The sequence below is a fragment of the Lentzea sp. NPDC054927 genome (assembly GCF_053610285.1).
The window spans coordinates 110,043-125,515 of the sequence record NZ_JBSGXZ010000011.1 but is presented as its reverse complement, the minus strand read 5'-3'; the positions used below and the strand labels follow the sequence as shown (position 1 = coordinate 125,515).

Below are 15,473 nucleotides of genomic sequence, written 5' to 3'. Positions count from 1 at the left end.
TTTTAGGTGCGTCGAAGGAGTTGGAGGTACTGGTCGGGCTCCAGCCCGTAGGTCCAGGCCGCGGCGGCGACCGGGTGGCGATACCAGTTGGGCACGCGCAGGCCGTAACGGCGGCGGGTGCCGTCGCGTTCGGCCGAGCCGTTGACGACCACCAGCAGGCGGGCGCGTGTGGGCAGGTCGTAGAGCGTCAGGTGGTGGCCGGGGTTCGCGGGGTCGTGCGCGGTGGAGATCGGGGTCAGCGGCGTGCCGTGCCACGCATACGCGCAGCTGCCGTCCGCGAACTCCACCGCAGGCCCGTTGTCGTTGTGCGGCAAGCGGTCCGCGTCCAGATGCACGGCCACTGGTCGTTCGGCCATGACGCAGACGTCCTCGCGGGGCCACCACCAGCCGGTCGAACGTGCGAGCGTCGCCCATGTGTCGAGCAGCGGGCCGCGAAGTCGTTGGCGCGCATCGAGTTGCGCCAGCCAGTCCGCATCGTGCTGACCGGACCAGCCGAGGCCGCGCGACGACGGCATCGTGGAGTTGACGGCGGGCACCAGGCAATCGCGGATGGTTCGGCGCAGTTGCTCGCCCTGCCAGCCTGAGCGTTGGCGCAGCGGGAGACGCAGTTCCGAGACCTGTGCGGCGATCTGAGCCCCGACGGTCTGCCAGTTGCCGTCGAAGCGGAAGAACTCCTTGGTAGTCAACACCGTCGTGGCCTCGGCAGGGGATCGAACCCAGACGAAGCCGGGCGGTGGCCTGCCGGTGGCCGCGTACAGCTGCGCCACGGCCTGTTCGGCCGCCGGACGATCAGCGGGATCGGTGCACAGCGCGTAGCTCAGCCACCGCGAGGAAATGTCAGGGGAGCGGGTCTCAAGCCCGCTCGGTGCGCTCACAGCGCGAGGGCGCGCACGCCCTTTCGAGTCGACATGCGGAAGATCGTGACACCGAACCGTCCGGAAGCGCAAGCACGAAAATATTCCCGCCCCGCCGCGTTTTCCCACCCAGTGGCCGTCCCAGCGGCCGACCCCTGACCGCGCACAGAATGCGAGGACCCGACGAGAGGGGGACCGGTGGGGTCACCACTGCACCTGGCCGTCGCGTTGCGCGCGACCGGCGACGAGGCGTTCACCGCGAAGCACTGGGCAGGGCTCGTGCGCGAGGCCGAGGAGGCGACGCTCGACTTCGTGACGCTCGACGACTCGCTGGGCGGGGAGCCCGGCCTCGACGCGGTGCTGACCGCGGCCCGCGTCGCGCCGTTGAGCTCCCGGATCGGCCTGGTGCCAACGGCGGTCGTCACGCACACCGAGCCGTTCCACCTGTCGAAGGCGATCGCGACGCTCGACCACGTGAGCAAGGGCCGGGCGGGCGTCCAGCTCACGGTCGCGCCAGATCCGTTGCACGCCAAGCACTTCGGCCGTCGCGACAACCTGGACGACCTGTGGGAGGAAGCCGCCGACTACGCCGAGGTGCTGCGACGGTTGTGGGACAGCTGGGAGGACGACGCCGAGATCCGCGACGTTGCCAGCGGCCGGTTCATCGACCGCGACAAGCTGCACTACATCGACTTCGAGGGCCGTTGGTTCAAGGTGCGCGGCCCGTCGATCACGCCCCGCCCACCCCAGGGCCACCCGCTGATCGCCGCCAGTGAGCCAGGTTTCGCGGACATCGTCTTCGCGGACACCCCCGGCGAACGCGTCTTCCGAGACGTCGAAGGCACGGCCGATCCAGACCAGTTGCTGGCCTGGCAGGCGGAAGGCTTCGCCGGGTTCCGGTTCCACGCCGACCTGCGTGAGATCACGCAAGGCCTCGTGCCCGAACTGCGCAAGCGCGGCCTGTTCCGCAGCGCCTACGAGCACACGACCCTGCGCGGCCACCTCGGCCTCACCAAGCCCGCCAACCAGTTCGCCTGAAGGAGCGCGAGATGACCAAGCAGATCCACCTCGCCGCGCACTTCCCCGGCGTGAACAACACCACGGTGTGGAGCGATCCCCAGGCAGGAAGCCACATCGAGTTCGAATCGTTCGTCCACTTGGCACAGACGGCCGAGCGCGCGAAGTTCGACTTCTTCTTCCTCGCCGAGGGACTGCGGCTGCGCGAGCAGGGCGGACTGATCTACGACCTCGACGTGGTCGGCAGGCCGGACACGTTCACCGTGCTCGCCGCGCTGGCCGCCGTCACCGACCGCCTCGGGCTGGCCGGCACGATCAACTCCACCTTCAACGAACCCTACGAGGTGGCCAGGCAGTTCGCCTCGCTCGACCACCTCTCCGCCGGGCGCGCCGCCTGGAACGTCGTCACCTCGTGGGACGCCTTCACCGGCGAGAACTTCCGCCGCGGCGGGTTCCTCGCCCAGGAAGACCGGTACACGCGCGCGGAATCGTTCCTGCGCACGGCCTGGAAGCTCTTCGACACGGGTGTCGGCGACTTCGAGCACAAGGACCAGCACTTCGACATCAGCGGCACGTTCGGTGTCCCGCAATCACCCCAAGGCCGTCCGGTGATCCTCCAGGCCGGTGACTCCGAGGAGGGCCGGGAGTTCGCCGCCGCCACCGCCGATGCGATCTTCTCGCGGCACGGGACGTTGGAGGCGGGTCAGAAGTTCTACAGCGACGTGAAGGGCAGGCTGGCGAAGTACGGCCGCACGTCCGACCAGCTGGTGGTGCTGCCCGCGGCCACGTTCGTCCTGGGCGACACCGACGCGGACGCGCAGGAGAAGGCGGCCGTCGTGCGGCGCCAGCAGGTCAGCGGTGCGACCGCGATCCGGTTCCTCGAACAGGTGTGGAACCGCGACCTGAGCGGCTACGACCCGGACGGTCCTCTGCCCGACGTCGAGCCGCTGACCGGCGAGAACACCATCGCCAAGGGGCGCGCCAGCGTGCGGATGTTCAAGGACCCGGCGGCCACGGTCCGGGAGTGGCGCGAGAAGGCCGCCGCCAAGAACCTGTCGATCCGGGACCTCGTGATCGACGTGAGCGCACGGCAGACGTTCATCGGGTCGGCGGACAGCGTCGCCACCCAGATCAACGACCTGGTGCAGCAGGACGCGGCGGACGGGTTCATCCTCGTGCCGCACGTGACGCCGGGCGGGCTGGACGAGTTCGCCGACACCGTTGTGCCGTTGTTGCAGGAACGCGGCGTGTTCCGCGCGGACTACACCGGCGAGACCCTCCGGGATCACCTCGGTCTCCGATAGTTGTTCAGCACGTGGACGTCCTTGCCGAGGCAACGGGGTGCTCCTTAACGTGAGCCTCGTTCTGCAAGTGCTCTCATCGGAGCGCAGGGAAGGGAGGGCAGGAATGGTCTTCGCTCTATTTCTGTCCTCCCGCAGGCACATCGATCACGGCCGCGTGTCCAGCGCCGCCTGTACGGGCTGACTTCTCGCCCTCCCTCATCCCGCCCGGCTTCAAGGATGCGCCATGCCCTCTTCCGGCACGCTCACCATCGTGTCCTCAAAGGACAGATCAGAGGATCTGGCCTCCTTACCGGTCGTCGCCGCCCGCCATCCGTGGCGCTGGGTCGGTGTGGTCGCGGTGCTGGTGCTCGCCGCGCAGTTCGTGCACGGCCTGGTCACCAATCCCGGCTGGGACTGGCCGACGTTCGCCCGGTACTTCACCGCCCAGTCGATCCTGACCGCGGTCGGCACCACGATCGTGCTGACCGTGCTGGGCACGGTGCTCGGGTTCGCGCTCGGCATCGTGGTCGCGATCCTGCGGATGTCGCGCAGCCCGTTCCTGTCGGCTGTCGGCTGGACCTACATCTGGGCGTTCCGGTCGATCCCGCTGATCGTGCAGTTGCTGTTCTGGTTCAACATCTCCTACCTCTACCAACGGCTTTCGCTCGGCGTCCCGTTCGGTCCGGAGTTCGTCAGCTTCGAAACCGTCGAGCTGATCAGTCCGATGGGGGCCGCCGTGCTCGGCCTGGCGCTGCACCAGGCCGCCTACGCCGCCGAGATCGTGCGCTCCGGCGTGATCTCCGTCGACCCCGGCCAGCGGGAAGCCGCAGCCGCGCTGGGCATCCCGAAGGGCCGTCAGTTCCGCAGAATCGTGCTGCCCCAGGCGATGCGCGCGATCCTGCCCAACGCGGCGAACGAGGTGATCAGCCTCTTCAAGGGCACGTCGGTGGTGTCGGTGATGGCGATCGGCGAGCTCTTCTACCAGGTGCAGGTGATCTACGGCCGCAACGCGCGGGTCGTCGCGCTGCTCATGGTCGCGACCGTCTGGTACATCATCCTGACCACGTTGCTCTCGGTCGGTCAGCACTACGTCGAGCGGTACTTCGCGCGAGGAGACCGCCGATGATCGAGGTTCTGGGCGTGCACAAGAGCTTCGGCTCGCTCGAAGTGCTGCGCGGGGTGTCGCTGGAGGTCGAGGCAGGCGAGGTCGTGGTGGTCCTCGGACCGTCCGGCTCGGGCAAGTCGACGTTGCTGCGCACGATCAACCACCTGGAGAAGGTCGACCGCGGGTTCATCGCCGTCGACGGCGAGCTGATCGGCTACCGGCGGCGCGGCGGCAAGCTGTACGAGCTCAAGGAACGCGACGTGCTCAAGCAGCGTCGCAACATCGGGTTCGTCTTCCAGAACTTCAACCTGTTCCCGCACCTCACCGCGCTGGAGAACGTGGCGGAGGTCGCCGACCTCGCTGAGGCGCGGCGGTTCCTGGACCGCGTGGGCCTGGCGGACAAGGAAGACGCCTACCCGCGCCAGTTGTCCGGCGGCCAGCAGCAACGCGTCGCGATCGCGCGAGCCCTTGCCACGCACCCGAAAGTCGTGCTGTTCGACGAACCGACCTCCGCGCTGGACCCGGAACTGGTCGGCGAGGTGCTGGACGTGCTCCGCGACCTCGCCCGCTCCGGCACGACGATGGTCGTCGTCACGCACGAGATCGGCTTCGCCCGCGAGGTGGCCGACCGGATCGTGTTCATCGACCAGGGCGTGATCGTCGAGCAGGGATCGCCCAGCGAGGTGCTGGATCACCCGGTGCACGAACGCACCCGCGCGTTCCTGTCCAAGGTCCTCTAGAAGGAGATTGTTGTGCGCAAACCACTTCTCGCCGTTCTTGTCCTGCTCCTCGCTGCCTGTGGCACGGCCGAGAGCGAGCCCGCCTCCAGCGGTGGTGCCCTGAACGTCAACCTCAGCCCGGAGCAGAACCGCGTCACGGCGGCGAAGGACGACAAGATCGCCTCGAAGGTGCCGGAGAAGTTCCGAACAAAGGGCGAGCTGACCATCGGCGGATCCGCCGGCACAGCACCACCTCTGCGGTTCTACGCCACCGACGACAAGACCGTGATCGGCGTCGAGACCGACATCGCGTCCCTGGTCGCCGACGTGCTGGGCCTCGAGCCGAAGCTCGAAGTCGCCTCGTGGGAGAACCTCTTCGTCGGCCTGGACAGCGGCGCGTTCGACCTCGGCCTGTCCAACATCACCGTCACCGAGGCGCGCAAGGAGAAGTACGACTTCGCCACCTACCGGCTGGACACGCTGGCGTTCGAGGCGAAGAAGGGCGGCAGCTGGAAGGTCCGCGAGCCGAAGGACGTGGCGGGCAAGGTGATCGCCGTGACGTCCGGCACCAACCAGGAGAAGATCCTGGTCGACTGGAGTGCCCAGAACGTGGCCGCCGGCCTGAAAGCCACCGACATCAAGTACTTCCAGAACTCCTCGGACTACTACCTCGCGCTGCAGTCCGGACGCATCGACGCCTACCTCGGCCCGAACCCCACCTCGGCTTACCACGCGGCGACCTCCGGTCAGACCGAGGTGATCGGCAACTTCTCCGGCGGCGCGTCCGTCCAGGGCAAGATCGCGGTGACCACGAAGAAGGACAACGGCCTGGTGGCACCCGTTCAGGAAGCGCTGAACCAGGTGATCGCGAACGGCAAGTACGCCGAGGTGCTGAAGCGCTGGGGCCTGTCCGAAGAGGCCGTGCCCACTTCCGAGATCAATCCGCAGGGTCTGCCGAAGACCTGATTGGGGAGAAGGCCATGCGGTTCAGCATCACCATCGACACCGATGACGAGGAAACCGCGCTCCGGCTCCTCGGCGCGTTGAAGGACGCGGGCCTGGTGGACGCCACCGAGGCCGTGGTCGAAGACGTGGACGTCCGGATCCTGCCGCACACCCGGCAGGTTCTCGTCCGGGAGTCGCCCGTCGAGCTCACCCGGCTGGAGTTCGAGCTGTTGTTGTTCCTGTGCGAACACCCCGACCGCGTGCACCGCCGCCGTGATCTCCTGGCGGCGGTGTGGGGAGTCAACGACAACTACAGCGGCGCCCGCACGGTCGACGTGCACGTGCGGCGGGTGCGGCAGAAGCTCGGCTCCGCCGCGGATGTGCTCCAGACGGTGCGCGGCGTCGGCTACCTGGTGGCTTCTTCCGGCCGGGTGCGGGTCGAACGCACGCCGAACGTCGTGCAGCTGGCTGATCGACGGGCCGGATGACCGAGGAGATCCACTGGACGCGGCCGGGCGCTCCCGAGGTCGCGGAGATGATGGCGGAACTGCTGCACGAGTACGTGAGCAGGTACGGTCCGGCGGCCCGGGAGCGGATGGCGCGGTTCCCCGACCACTCGCTGACCCCGCCCGATGGGCGCCTGATGGTGTTGCTGCGCAACGGAACCGCCGTGGCAGGGGGCGCGTTCCGGCGGTACGACGAGCAGACTGCGGAGCTGAAGCGGATCTGGACTCACTCGTCGTGTCGCCGCCAGGGCCTGGCGAGGAAGGTGCTGGAGGCGCTGGAAGACGAGGCGTCGCGTCTCGATTACCGCCGCCTGTACCTGACCACCGGGCCACGCCAGCCCGAGGCGCGTGGGCTGTACCTGGCGGCGGGCTTCACGCCGTTGTTCGACGTGCACGTCCCGCCGGCCGGGCCGCTGCCGTTCGAGAAGGCCCTGCTCGTCAGGCTTTGACCGGCTGAAGCGCTGCCAGCCAGTCCTCCATGACCTCGGCCGTGAGGTGCGCGTCCTCCTTCACCATCACCGTGTGGTCGGTCGCGACGAACCGGGTGTCGTCGGTGGGCACGGCGACGTCGTGGGCTTCCCAGCGGCCGTCAGCCCTAATCCCGCGGTGCTCCCAAGGTGATCCCCATTGGCACATTCGAACGGGCGCACTAGTAGTGGAAACCACAGCTTCTGCCGGTGAGAACGGTTCCATCGAGGGTTGATGGAAGCGCGACCACGCGGGACCGTTCGGGGATCGGGCGGTCCCGGTATGAGCGTGGGCCGGCGGCTGGGTGACCACTGATGGAAACACGAACCCTGGGTGCGGAAAAGGTATCGATGGGGTGATGAATGGGGTTTCACCCAGTTGGGACGATTGATTTCGCAACCATGATCAACTGCGGCTATCGTTCGCGCTCATCACCCGTTTTTCGATTTTGAGGTGGCGTGAAGATGCACCCGCAGTGGCACGTTAGTGCGTTCTTAGCTCCCGTTGACAACGTTGTCAGCAACGAGATAGTGGAGACCGTCCGGGAGTTGAGGGCGCGGGTGCTGTTCGACCGCGGCCGCCGCCCGGCGTTCCTGGCCGAGGACGGCCGGCACGTCGACGATCAGGACCTGGACCACGGCGCCTGGCACTTCGTCGCTCGCAAAGAGCCTGATGGGCCGCCTCTCGGGTACATCAGGCTGTCGACACCGGCCACCGGGGAGCTCTACCAGTCCCGCGCCTTTCTCGGTGTTGCCGGCTATGAGCGGATTCTGCGGGACGCCGGGGTGACGCCAGAGGAAACGTTTGAGCACAGCCGACTCGTGGTCGAGCATCGGGCCAGGAAACTGGGACTCGGTGCCTATTTGAACGCCGTCGCAATTGGTGCCGCGCACGCTCTGGGTGCTAAAGCGATGATTGGTACATCGGGCACCAAAGACGGGCAGCACGAGTTCCACGAGCGTTTTGGTTTCCGGTGTGTCGACGGGACACGCCGCTACGTGGAGCAGTACACCGAAGACGTCGTCATCATGTTCCACGACGTGAGCAAGGGCGCGGGCGAGTACCAGGACCCGGTCACCAAGGCCCGCGAGGAGTTCCCGGGGCTCGCGGCGGTCGACCACCGTCCCGCCATCGCCACCAGCCACCGCAGACCCGAGCGGCTCAGCGCCGGCGCGAACACCACCTCGTGGCAGCCGCTGCTGTTCACCCCCACGGTCGCGACGGACCGGGATGCGTTGCAGACACTGTTGAACAGCGGCCAGGTTCGCGAGATCCACGACACGATCGACGCGCAGATCGACGAACTGATCCGCAGCCGCGAGCCGTGGCTGCCACCCGCGGAGGACCTGACCCAGCGCAAGCACGACCAGCTGGGCGGGCTTTCCGAGTGGGAGTACGGCACCTGGGTCTACTACCCCTGGTCGCAACGGCTCGTGCACGTGCTGCCCCGCGAGGAGTTCCGGCTCGTCCGCACCGACCGCAACCGCGGCAAGATCGAGCGCCCGCAGCAGAGGACGTTGCTGGGCAAGAGGATCGGCGTCGTCGGGCTGTCGGTCGGCAACAGCGCCGCCGTCACGTTCGCGCTGGAGGGCATCGGTGGCAGGTTCAAGCTCGCCGACTTCGACGAGTTCGGACTGTCCAACCTCAACCGCCTCCGCGCCGGTGTGCACCACCTCGGCGTCAACAAGGCGGTGATCTCTGCCAGGCAGATGTTCGAGATCGACCCGTACCTCGACATCGAGATCTTCACCGACGGCCTGACCAAGCAGAACCTGGAAGACTTCGCAGCGGGCCTCGACCTTCTCGTCGAGGAGTGCGACACCCCGTACGCGAAGATCGCCGCCAGGGAGGAAGCCCGCAGGCGCGGCATCCCCGTCGTCATGGACTGCAACGACCGCGGCATGCTCGACGTCGAACGGTTCGACGAGGAGCCCGACCGGCCCCTGCTGCACGGCCTGATCGGCGACATCACCGCCGACGAGCTGGAGAACCTCACCAAACCGCAGAAGGTCGACCTCATCCTCGCGATGGTCGACGCGGAACGGATCAGCCCCGAGCTGCGCGCGTCGTTCGACGAGCTCGGCAAGACGCTCAGCAGCTGGCCGCAGCTCGCGTCCGGCGTGGCGCTCGGCGGCGCGCTGACCGCGGAGGTCGCCCGCCGGATCCTGCTGGGCGGCGAGTGCGCGTCCGGCCGGTTCTACGTGGACTTCGCCGAACTGATCACGCCCGCCACCAACACCGCCAGGAGCCTCGTGTGATCCCGGTGGCGTTGCGCGGAACCGGTGTCCACCTCCCCGAACGGATCGTCACCAACGACGACCTCGCGCGGATGGTCGACACGTCCGACGAGTGGATCACCAGCCGGACCGGCATCCGCGAACGGCGCTGGCTCGCACCGGACCGCGCGGTCTCGGACATGTGCGTCGACGCGGCACGGGACGCGATGACGTCGGCAGGCACGACGGCCCAGCAGGTCGACGTGATCATCGTCGCGACCTACACCTGGGACCAGCCGCTGCCGTCCACGGCGTTGATCGTCAAGGAGGCAATCGGCGCGCACCGGGCGCTGACGCTCGACGTCACGCAGGCGGCGTGCGCGAACGGCGTGCAGGCGTTGCTGCTCGCGGCACACCTGCTGCAGTCCTCGGCAGCCCGCACGGTGCTGGTGATCGCGGCGGACTGCGCCAGCCGCGTCACCGATCCGCAGGAACGCACCACGCGGATCTTCTTCGGCGACGCGGCCGGAGCGGCGGTCCTCACGGAAGGCGACGGCGGCAGCGGCCTGCTGGCGTGGGACTTCGGCTCCGAACTGTCCTACGACGTGCAGATCAAGGCCGGCGGGTCGAAGCTGCCGACGTCCGAGACGACGGTCGCCCAGCGCGAGCACTTCCTCGCGATGAACGGCAGGGCGGTCTGGGACACCGCGACGAGGTGGCTGCCCGACAGCATCCTCACCGCGGCGGCGCAGGCGGAGGTGCCGATCGAGCGGATCGACCACTTCTTCCTGCACCAGGCCAACCTGCACATCGTCAACGCCGCGCTCGAGAAGCTCGGCGTCCCGGCGGACAAGGCACCGATCACGCTCGACAGGCTCGGCAACACCGGCTCGGCCGGTGTGTTCACCGCACTGCACGCGAGGTTCGGCGAGCTGAAGCGCGGCGACGTGTTCGTGATGTCCGCGATCGGTGCCGGGTTCCAGTGGGGAACCCTCTGCTTCCGGCACTAAAAGCGGTTGCTTCGCCTGTCAGGCCCGGTGTTGCATGCAGGGACACCGGGCCTGACGGGGAGTGTCGATGCACGAAGGCGAGATCGCGACGGACGTGTCCCTTGTGGACGAACTCGTCCGCACGCAGTTCCCGCGCTGGCACGGCCTCCCGATCACCCAGGTCCGGCACGGTGGCACGGACCACGCGATCTACCGCCTCGGCGACGAGCTCGCGGTGCGGCTTCCGCGGATCGAATGGTCCAGCGGACAGGCCGACCGCGACGCGGCGACGTTGCCGAAGCTCGCCCCGCACCTCCCGGTCGCCGTGCCGGAACCGCTGGAACTGGGCGAGCCCACCGAGGACTACCCGTACCGCTGGTCGGTCGTGCGCTGGCTCAGCGGCGACATCGCGACCATCGACGAGGTCAGCGAGAACACCGGCGTCCGGCTGGCGGAACTGGTCCAGGCGTTGCACGGGATCGACACCGCGGGCGAGGCGTGGACCACCTACCGCGGCCGTCTCGACCACGCCAACAGCGACGACCGGGTGCGCGAGTCCATCGCCGAGCTCGGCAACGACCCGAGACTGCTGGCACTGTGGCGGGAAGTGCTCGAGGCACCGCACTGGGACCAGCCGGCCCGATGGCTGCACGCCGACCTCCACGAAGGCAATCTGCTCTTCACCGACGGCGAGCTCACCGGCGTGATCGACTGGGGCTGCGCCGCCGTCGGAGATCCGGCGGCTGACCTGATGACCGCGTGGTTGTTCCTCGACGAACGCGGCCGCAAGGACTTCCGTCGCGAGCTCACCGAGTTCGACGACGCCACCTGGCTGCGCGCGCAAGGCTGGGCGTTGGAGCTCGCAGTGGTCGCGCTGCCGTACTACCGGGACACCAACCCGTTCCTCGTGGGGGTCGCCACCCGCACCATCGAGCAGCTACTGACGGAACGCGCCGGGTGACTCGCCCGTCTCGCGGGTGAAGAACTTCGTGAAGTTGGTGGCCTCGCTGAACCCCAGCCGATGCCCGATCGCCGCGGACGACAGATCGGTGTGCACGAGAAGGCGCTTGGCCTCCAACGCCACCCGCGCGTCGATCAACGTCTTCGCGGACCGACCCGTCGCGGCGAGGCAGATGCGGTTCAGGCTGCGCAACGAGTAACCGATGCGCGCCGCGTACTCGGCGGCGTTGCGCGTCACCGCGAACGACCGCTCCAGCTCCTGCTGGAACCGTTCGAACCGGCCGTCCCCGTGCGAAGCATCCGCGTCCGAGGGCAGGCGGGCAATGCGCAACAACAACGCGCCCAGCAGTTGACGAAGCAGGTCGACCGGCTCGTTCGTCAGCACGTTGCGGCGGTACTCCTGCTTGAGCTCCTGCACGGCACGGGTGACGACCGCCTGCTCGCCCTTGGGCACGGTTCGCCGCACCGGTCCGAACGGGCTGAGCAACAGACGTGTGCCGTCCAGCGGCGGCGGGAACGCCGGGGTGAAAAGCACCATGAACATCTCCGCGTCGCCGTCGGGCAGGCGGAGCACCCGGCCGGGGCTGACGTGCAGCAGCGTGCCGGGCTCGCACGGCTGGTCCACGAAATCGACCATGGTGGTGGCGCTGCCCGCGGTGACCAGGAACAGCTGGTGGAAGTCGGTGCGGTGCACCTTGGTCAGCGTGTCGTCGGTGTACCTGCGCCGGAGCACGGCGAGGTCGACCACCTCGAGGCCCAGCTGGCCGCGGTCGGGGTTGCTGAAGCCGAAGCTGGCGACCTGTCCACTTTTGACCATGGTGAGGCGTGATCCTACCTCGTCCGCGGAGCGCCCGTGGGACATCTTTGGAGCCATGGACAACAAGGAACTCGTGCTCAAGGCCGCAGGCGAACTCTTCGGCGACAAGGATCCGTCCGCTGTGGACCGCTGGGTCGCACCGGACTACCGCCAGCACAGCGCGCTCATCGGTGACGGCCCCGAGGCGCTGCGCGGGCTCGTCGCGAACCTGCCGGAAGGCTTCCACTACGAACTGGCCCGCGTGATCGCCGACGGTGATCTCGTTGCGCTGCACGGCGTCTACCACGGCTTCGCGCCGGAACCACTGGTCGCGTTCGACCTGTTCCGGGTGGTGGACGGCAAGCTCGCCGAGCACTGGGACGCGCTCACGCCCGTGGTCACCGAGACGGCCAGCGGACGGTCCCAGACGGACGGTCACACCCAGCCGGCGAACGCCGACACCGAACAGTCCCGTGCGTTCGTCCGTGAGTTCGCGCAGCGAGTGTTGCAGGACGCCGACTACTCCGTGCTGACCGACTACATCTCCACCGAGACCTACCTCCAGCACAACCCGGAGGCCGCCGACGGGCTCACCGGGTTCGGCGCGGCCGCGGCGAAGTGGGCCGGCCAGGGCAAGAACCTCGTCTACAAGACGATCCACCAGGTGGTGGCGGAAGGCGATCTCGTGCTGCTGCAGTCCGAGGGCGAGTTCGGCGAGCCGGTGGCGTACTGGGACCTGTTCCGCGTCGAGAACGGCAAGATCGTCGAGCACTGGGACGTGCTCACCCCGATCCCGGCCGAACTGCCGCACACCAACGGCCTGTTCTGACCACGATCACTACTGACCACGATCACTTCTGGCCATGATCACCGCACTGCCGTTGCGCGACTACCGGAACGAGGTCGCGCTGGACGAGCCGTTCCGCCCGCTCAGCCCGCCCGCACCGGCCCGCAGCCTCGGCGTGCTGACCGCGCAAGCGTTGCGGTTGCTCGGCGAGGACCCGTGGGTGGGCCGGTTCGCCCTTCCACGCGGCCTCGCCGAGCAACGCCGACTGCTGCGATCCGTGCTGACCGTGCGGGAACCGGCGCCGCTCGACCCCGAGCTGCTCACCGTGCTCGACGCGGTGCTCGGCGGCGAACGCCAGCAACATCCGCTGGTCAACGCGCTTTCACTACCGGCGCCGATCGCGGTGTGGCGGGGCGACATCACGCGGCTGATGGCCGACGCGATCGTGAACGCCGCGAACGACGCCATGTTGGGCTGCTTCCGACCGATGCATCCGTGCGTGGACAACGCGATCCACGCCGCGGCGGGTCCGAGGTTGCGCGAGGACTGCCACCGGATCATGGCGGCGCAGGCGGCGCCGGAACCCACCGGCATCGCGAAGATCACCCGCGGCTACCACCTGCCCGCTCCGTTCGTGCTGCACACCGTCGGGCCGATCGTGCGCGGGAAGGTGTTGCCAGCACACGAGAACGCGCTCGCTGACTCGTATCGCGCGTGCCTCGACCTGGCGGCGCAGGCCGGCCGGATCCGCACCCTCGCGTTCTGCGGCATCAGCACCGGGATCTTCGGGTTCCCCAAGCGACCCGCCGCCCGGATCGCGATCAGCACCGTCCGGGACTGGCTCGCCGCACATCCCGGCAGGCTCGACCGGGTCGTGTTCGCGACCTTCAGCGACGAGGACGAAGACGCCTACCGGGAGTTGCTGTGACGTTCGAACGATGGCTGGACGAGTCGGATCGGGTGCTGGTGGCGGCGGGCGCGGGGCTGTCGGCGGCCGCCGGTTACGACTACGCGGACACCGAACGGTTCGCGGAGCTGTTCCCGGCACTGCACCGGAAAGGTCTGTGGGCGCGGTATCAACTGATCGGGTTGCCGCTGCCGCCACGGCTGTTGTGGGGCTACTGGTCCGTGCACGTCGACGACATCCGGTTCGATCCGGCGCCGAACCCGGTGTACCAACGGCTGCGCGCACTCGTCGGCGAGCGGGACAACTTCGTGCTGACGTCCAACGTCGACGGGTTGTTCGCACGCAACGGTTTCGCTGACGTGTGGTCACCGCAGGGCGACTACGGCCGCTACCAGTGCGAAACGCCGTGCACGCGTGAGACGTGGGAGAGCAAGCCGATCGTCGAGGCGGCGCTGGCCACCTACGACGCGGCGAACGGCGAGGTGTCGGCGGTGCCGTCGTGCCCGCGCTGCGGCGGGCCGGTGTTCCTCAACGTGCACAAGGGACCCGAGTACGTCCCTGACCACTACGCGCCTGACGGCCGGCGGTTGCGCGAATGGCTGGGCGGCGACGGCCGGCTGCTCGTGGTCGAGATCGGGGCCGGGTTCAGCACACCGTCGGTGATTCGCTGGCCGGTGGAGTCGCTGGTGCGCAGCCTGCCCGGCGCGCGGCTGGTGCGGATCAACCGGGACCACGCCGAGGTGCCGTCAGACCTCGACGCTCTCGCGGTGCAGGCCGACGTGACGGAGGTGCTGGCGTGAAGATCACGGCCGCTGTGGTGAGTGAACGGCACGGGGAGTTCGAACTCCAGGACGTGCTGCTGGCCGAGCCCCGCGAGGGCGAGGTGCTCGTGCGCGTGGTCGCGACCGGCATCTGCCACACCGACTCCATCACCCGGCACGGCGACCTGCCGTTCCCGTTGCCCGGCGTGCTGGGGCACGAAGGCGCCGGGGTGGTGGAAGCCGTCGGGCCTGGTGTGCCCGGGGTGGGGGAGGGCGACCACGTCGTGCTGGGCTGGCCGTGGTGCGGTGAGTGCCGCAACTGCCTGGACGGCCAGCCTCGCTACTGCCTGCGGCTGGGCGACCTGCTCGTCGGTGGCGGCCAGGCGTTGCGCAGGCTCGACGGATCACCGTTGGCGAGCCACTTCTTCGGGCAGTCCTCCTTCGCGACACATGCTGTTGTGCCGTACCGCGGTCTGGTGCCAGTGGACACGCTGCTGCCGTTGGACCTGTTGGGACCGTTGGCCTGCGGACTGTCGACTGGCGCGGGTGCGGTGTTGAACGTGCTGCGGCCGCACGCTGGTTCGTCCATTGTCGTCTTTGGAGTCGGCACGGTCGGGCTGGCCGCGATCATGGCCGCACGTAACAGCGGCGCGACCCAGATCATCGCGGTCGACCGGCATGAAGTGCGGTTGCAGGCCGCATTGAGGTACGGCGCGACCGAGGCGGTCAACACGAGTGTGGACGATCCGGTGGCCGCGGTGCACGAGATCTGTGCGGGGCCCGCGGACTTCAGCCTGGAGTGCACCGGAGTGGTGGCGGTGTGCCGGCAGGCCGTGGATTCGGTGGGCATGCGCGGTGTCTGCGCTCTCATCGGCGGTGCGCCTGCCGGGGCGCAGGTGGAGTTCGACCACCTCAGCACGTTGTGGGGCAAGCGCATCGTCGGCGTCCTCGGCGGTGAGGGCCGCAGCGTCTCGTTGATCACGACGCTGCTGGACCTGCACCGGCAGGGCAGGTTTCCGTTCGATGAACTGGTGACGCACTTCCCGTTCGAGCGGATCACCGAGGCGATCATGGCCGCGGAGACGGGTGAGGTCGTCAAACCCGTGCTGCGGATGCCATAGCAGGCCGCGCCATCCGCGAACTGGCGTAATGCGCCCCGC

17 protein-coding genes are annotated in these 15,473 nt (G+C 68.4%); 14 read left to right on the top strand and 3 right to left on the bottom strand.

The annotated features are described in order from the left end of the window. Positions 1-2: 2 nt before the first annotated feature. Positions 3-875, bottom strand: a complete 873-nt coding sequence (locus tag ACWGE0_RS18870) for a DUF6745 domain-containing protein (protein WP_452262169.1) — start codon at positions 873-875, stop codon at positions 3-5. 177 nt (positions 876-1,052) lie between these two features. Here ACWGE0_RS18870 and ACWGE0_RS18865 point away from each other — a divergent pair, with 177 nt between their 5' ends. From ACWGE0_RS18865 to ACWGE0_RS18835, 7 genes are all read left to right on the top strand, one after another. Further along, entirely contained in the window at positions 1,053-1,892 is an 840-nt protein-coding gene (locus tag ACWGE0_RS18865; RefSeq protein WP_452262168.1) for an LLM class flavin-dependent oxidoreductase, read from the top strand. An 11-nt stretch (positions 1,893-1,903) separates the two neighbouring features. After that, the gene (locus ACWGE0_RS18860; protein WP_452262167.1) at positions 1,904-3,175 is read left to right on the top strand and encodes an NtaA/DmoA family FMN-dependent monooxygenase; all 1,272 of its coding nucleotides are present in this window, start codon (positions 1,904-1,906) and stop codon (positions 3,173-3,175) included. 223 nt (positions 3,176-3,398) lie between these two features. Beyond that, a complete protein-coding gene (locus tag ACWGE0_RS18855; RefSeq protein WP_452262166.1) occupies positions 3,399-4,280 on the top strand; it encodes an amino acid ABC transporter permease in 882 nt (293 codons plus the stop codon). Next, the gene (locus ACWGE0_RS18850) at positions 4,277-4,999 is read left to right on the top strand and encodes an amino acid ABC transporter ATP-binding protein (protein WP_452262165.1); all 723 of its coding nucleotides are present in this window, start codon (positions 4,277-4,279) and stop codon (positions 4,997-4,999) included. The genes ACWGE0_RS18855 and ACWGE0_RS18850 overlap by 4 nt, the downstream gene beginning before the upstream one ends. A 12-nt stretch (positions 5,000-5,011) precedes the next feature. Then, complete coding sequence (locus ACWGE0_RS18845; protein ID WP_452262164.1) at positions 5,012-5,944, top strand: ABC transporter substrate-binding protein; 933 nt, start codon at positions 5,012-5,014, stop codon at positions 5,942-5,944. A gap of 14 nt (positions 5,945-5,958) precedes the next feature. Beyond that, the gene (locus ACWGE0_RS18840) at positions 5,959-6,411 is read left to right on the top strand and encodes a winged helix-turn-helix domain-containing protein (protein ID WP_452262163.1); all 453 of its coding nucleotides are present in this window, start codon (positions 5,959-5,961) and stop codon (positions 6,409-6,411) included. Next, the gene (locus ACWGE0_RS18835; RefSeq protein WP_452262162.1) at positions 6,408-6,878 is read left to right on the top strand and encodes a GNAT family N-acetyltransferase; all 471 of its coding nucleotides are present in this window, start codon (positions 6,408-6,410) and stop codon (positions 6,876-6,878) included. Before ACWGE0_RS18840 ends, ACWGE0_RS18835 begins: the two co-directional genes overlap by 4 nt. Here the strand turns inward: ACWGE0_RS18835 and ACWGE0_RS18830 are convergent. Next, positions 6,868-6,990, bottom strand: coding sequence for a hypothetical protein (locus ACWGE0_RS18830; RefSeq protein WP_452262161.1), 123 nt, complete (start codon positions 6,988-6,990; stop codon positions 6,868-6,870). The two genes, ACWGE0_RS18835 and ACWGE0_RS18830, sit on opposite strands and share 11 nt — an antisense overlap. Positions 6,991-7,427: 437 nt before the next feature. On the opposite strand from ACWGE0_RS18830, the gene ACWGE0_RS18825 reads away from it, so the two are divergent. From ACWGE0_RS18825 to ACWGE0_RS18815, 3 genes are all read left to right on the top strand, one after another. Then, on the top strand, positions 7,428-9,155 hold the full coding sequence (locus ACWGE0_RS18825) for a ThiF family adenylyltransferase (protein WP_452262160.1): 1,728 nt from the start codon (positions 7,428-7,430) through the stop codon (positions 9,153-9,155). Beyond that, positions 9,152-10,123, top strand: coding sequence for a 3-oxoacyl-ACP synthase III family protein (locus ACWGE0_RS18820; RefSeq protein ID WP_452262159.1), 972 nt, complete (start codon positions 9,152-9,154; stop codon positions 10,121-10,123). Before ACWGE0_RS18825 ends, ACWGE0_RS18820 begins: the two co-directional genes overlap by 4 nt. A gap of 67 nt (positions 10,124-10,190) precedes the next feature. Then, positions 10,191-11,063 (top strand): aminoglycoside phosphotransferase family protein, encoded by an 873-nt coding sequence (locus tag ACWGE0_RS18815; protein ID WP_452262158.1) that lies wholly within the window; start codon positions 10,191-10,193, stop codon positions 11,061-11,063. Here ACWGE0_RS18815 and ACWGE0_RS18810 read toward each other — a convergent pair. Beyond that, positions 11,040-11,936 carry an AraC family transcriptional regulator gene (locus ACWGE0_RS18810; protein ID WP_452262157.1) on the bottom strand — a complete coding sequence of 299 codons (897 nt, stop codon included), beginning with the start codon at positions 11,934-11,936 and terminating at the stop codon, positions 11,040-11,042. The genes ACWGE0_RS18815 and ACWGE0_RS18810 overlap by 24 nt on opposite strands. Between ACWGE0_RS18810 and ACWGE0_RS18805 the strand changes: the two genes are divergently transcribed. Genes ACWGE0_RS18805 through ACWGE0_RS18790 form a run of 4 tightly spaced genes read left to right on the top strand, consistent with a single transcriptional unit; the run spans position 11,935 to position 15,434 of the window. Next, the gene (locus tag ACWGE0_RS18805; RefSeq protein ID WP_452262156.1) at positions 11,935-12,687 is read left to right on the top strand and encodes a nuclear transport factor 2 family protein; all 753 of its coding nucleotides are present in this window, start codon (positions 11,935-11,937) and stop codon (positions 12,685-12,687) included. The genes ACWGE0_RS18810 and ACWGE0_RS18805 overlap by 2 nt on opposite strands. 34 nt (positions 12,688-12,721) lie before the next feature. Then, a complete protein-coding gene (locus ACWGE0_RS18800; RefSeq protein ID WP_452262155.1) occupies positions 12,722-13,573 on the top strand; it encodes a protein-ADP-ribose hydrolase in 852 nt (283 codons plus the stop codon). After that, positions 13,570-14,352: a hypothetical protein gene (locus tag ACWGE0_RS18795; RefSeq protein WP_452262154.1), complete on the top strand. Its 783-nt coding sequence runs from the start codon at positions 13,570-13,572 to the stop codon at positions 14,350-14,352. Before ACWGE0_RS18800 ends, ACWGE0_RS18795 begins: the two co-directional genes overlap by 4 nt. After that, entirely contained in the window at positions 14,349-15,434 is a 1,086-nt protein-coding gene (locus ACWGE0_RS18790; protein WP_452262153.1) for an NAD(P)-dependent alcohol dehydrogenase, read from the top strand. Before ACWGE0_RS18795 ends, ACWGE0_RS18790 begins: the two co-directional genes overlap by 4 nt. The last annotated feature ends 39 nt before the right edge of the window (positions 15,435-15,473 follow it).

Excerpts from the sequence above, each read along its gene's own strand:
- ACWGE0_RS18810 (WP_452262157.1), bottom strand. The coding sequence starts at position 11,936 with ATGGCTCCAAAGATGTCCCACGGGCGCTCCGCGGACGAGGTAGGATCA.
- ACWGE0_RS18860 (WP_452262167.1), top strand. The coding sequence starts at position 1,904 with ATGACCAAGCAGATCCACCTCGCCGCGCACTTCCCCGGCGTGAACAAC.
- ACWGE0_RS18840 (WP_452262163.1), top strand. The coding sequence starts at position 5,959 with ATGCGGTTCAGCATCACCATCGACACCGATGACGAGGAAACCGCGCTC.
- ACWGE0_RS18835 (WP_452262162.1), top strand. The coding sequence starts at position 6,408 with ATGACCGAGGAGATCCACTGGACGCGGCCGGGCGCTCCCGAGGTCGCG.
- ACWGE0_RS18815 (WP_452262158.1), top strand. The coding sequence starts at position 10,191 with ATGCACGAAGGCGAGATCGCGACGGACGTGTCCCTTGTGGACGAACTC.
- ACWGE0_RS18855 (WP_452262166.1), top strand. The coding sequence starts at position 3,399 with ATGCCCTCTTCCGGCACGCTCACCATCGTGTCCTCAAAGGACAGATCA.
- ACWGE0_RS18800 (WP_452262155.1), top strand. The coding sequence starts at position 12,722 with ATGATCACCGCACTGCCGTTGCGCGACTACCGGAACGAGGTCGCGCTG.
- ACWGE0_RS18805 (WP_452262156.1), top strand. The coding sequence starts at position 11,935 with ATGGACAACAAGGAACTCGTGCTCAAGGCCGCAGGCGAACTCTTCGGC.
- ACWGE0_RS18850 (WP_452262165.1), top strand. The coding sequence starts at position 4,277 with ATGATCGAGGTTCTGGGCGTGCACAAGAGCTTCGGCTCGCTCGAAGTG.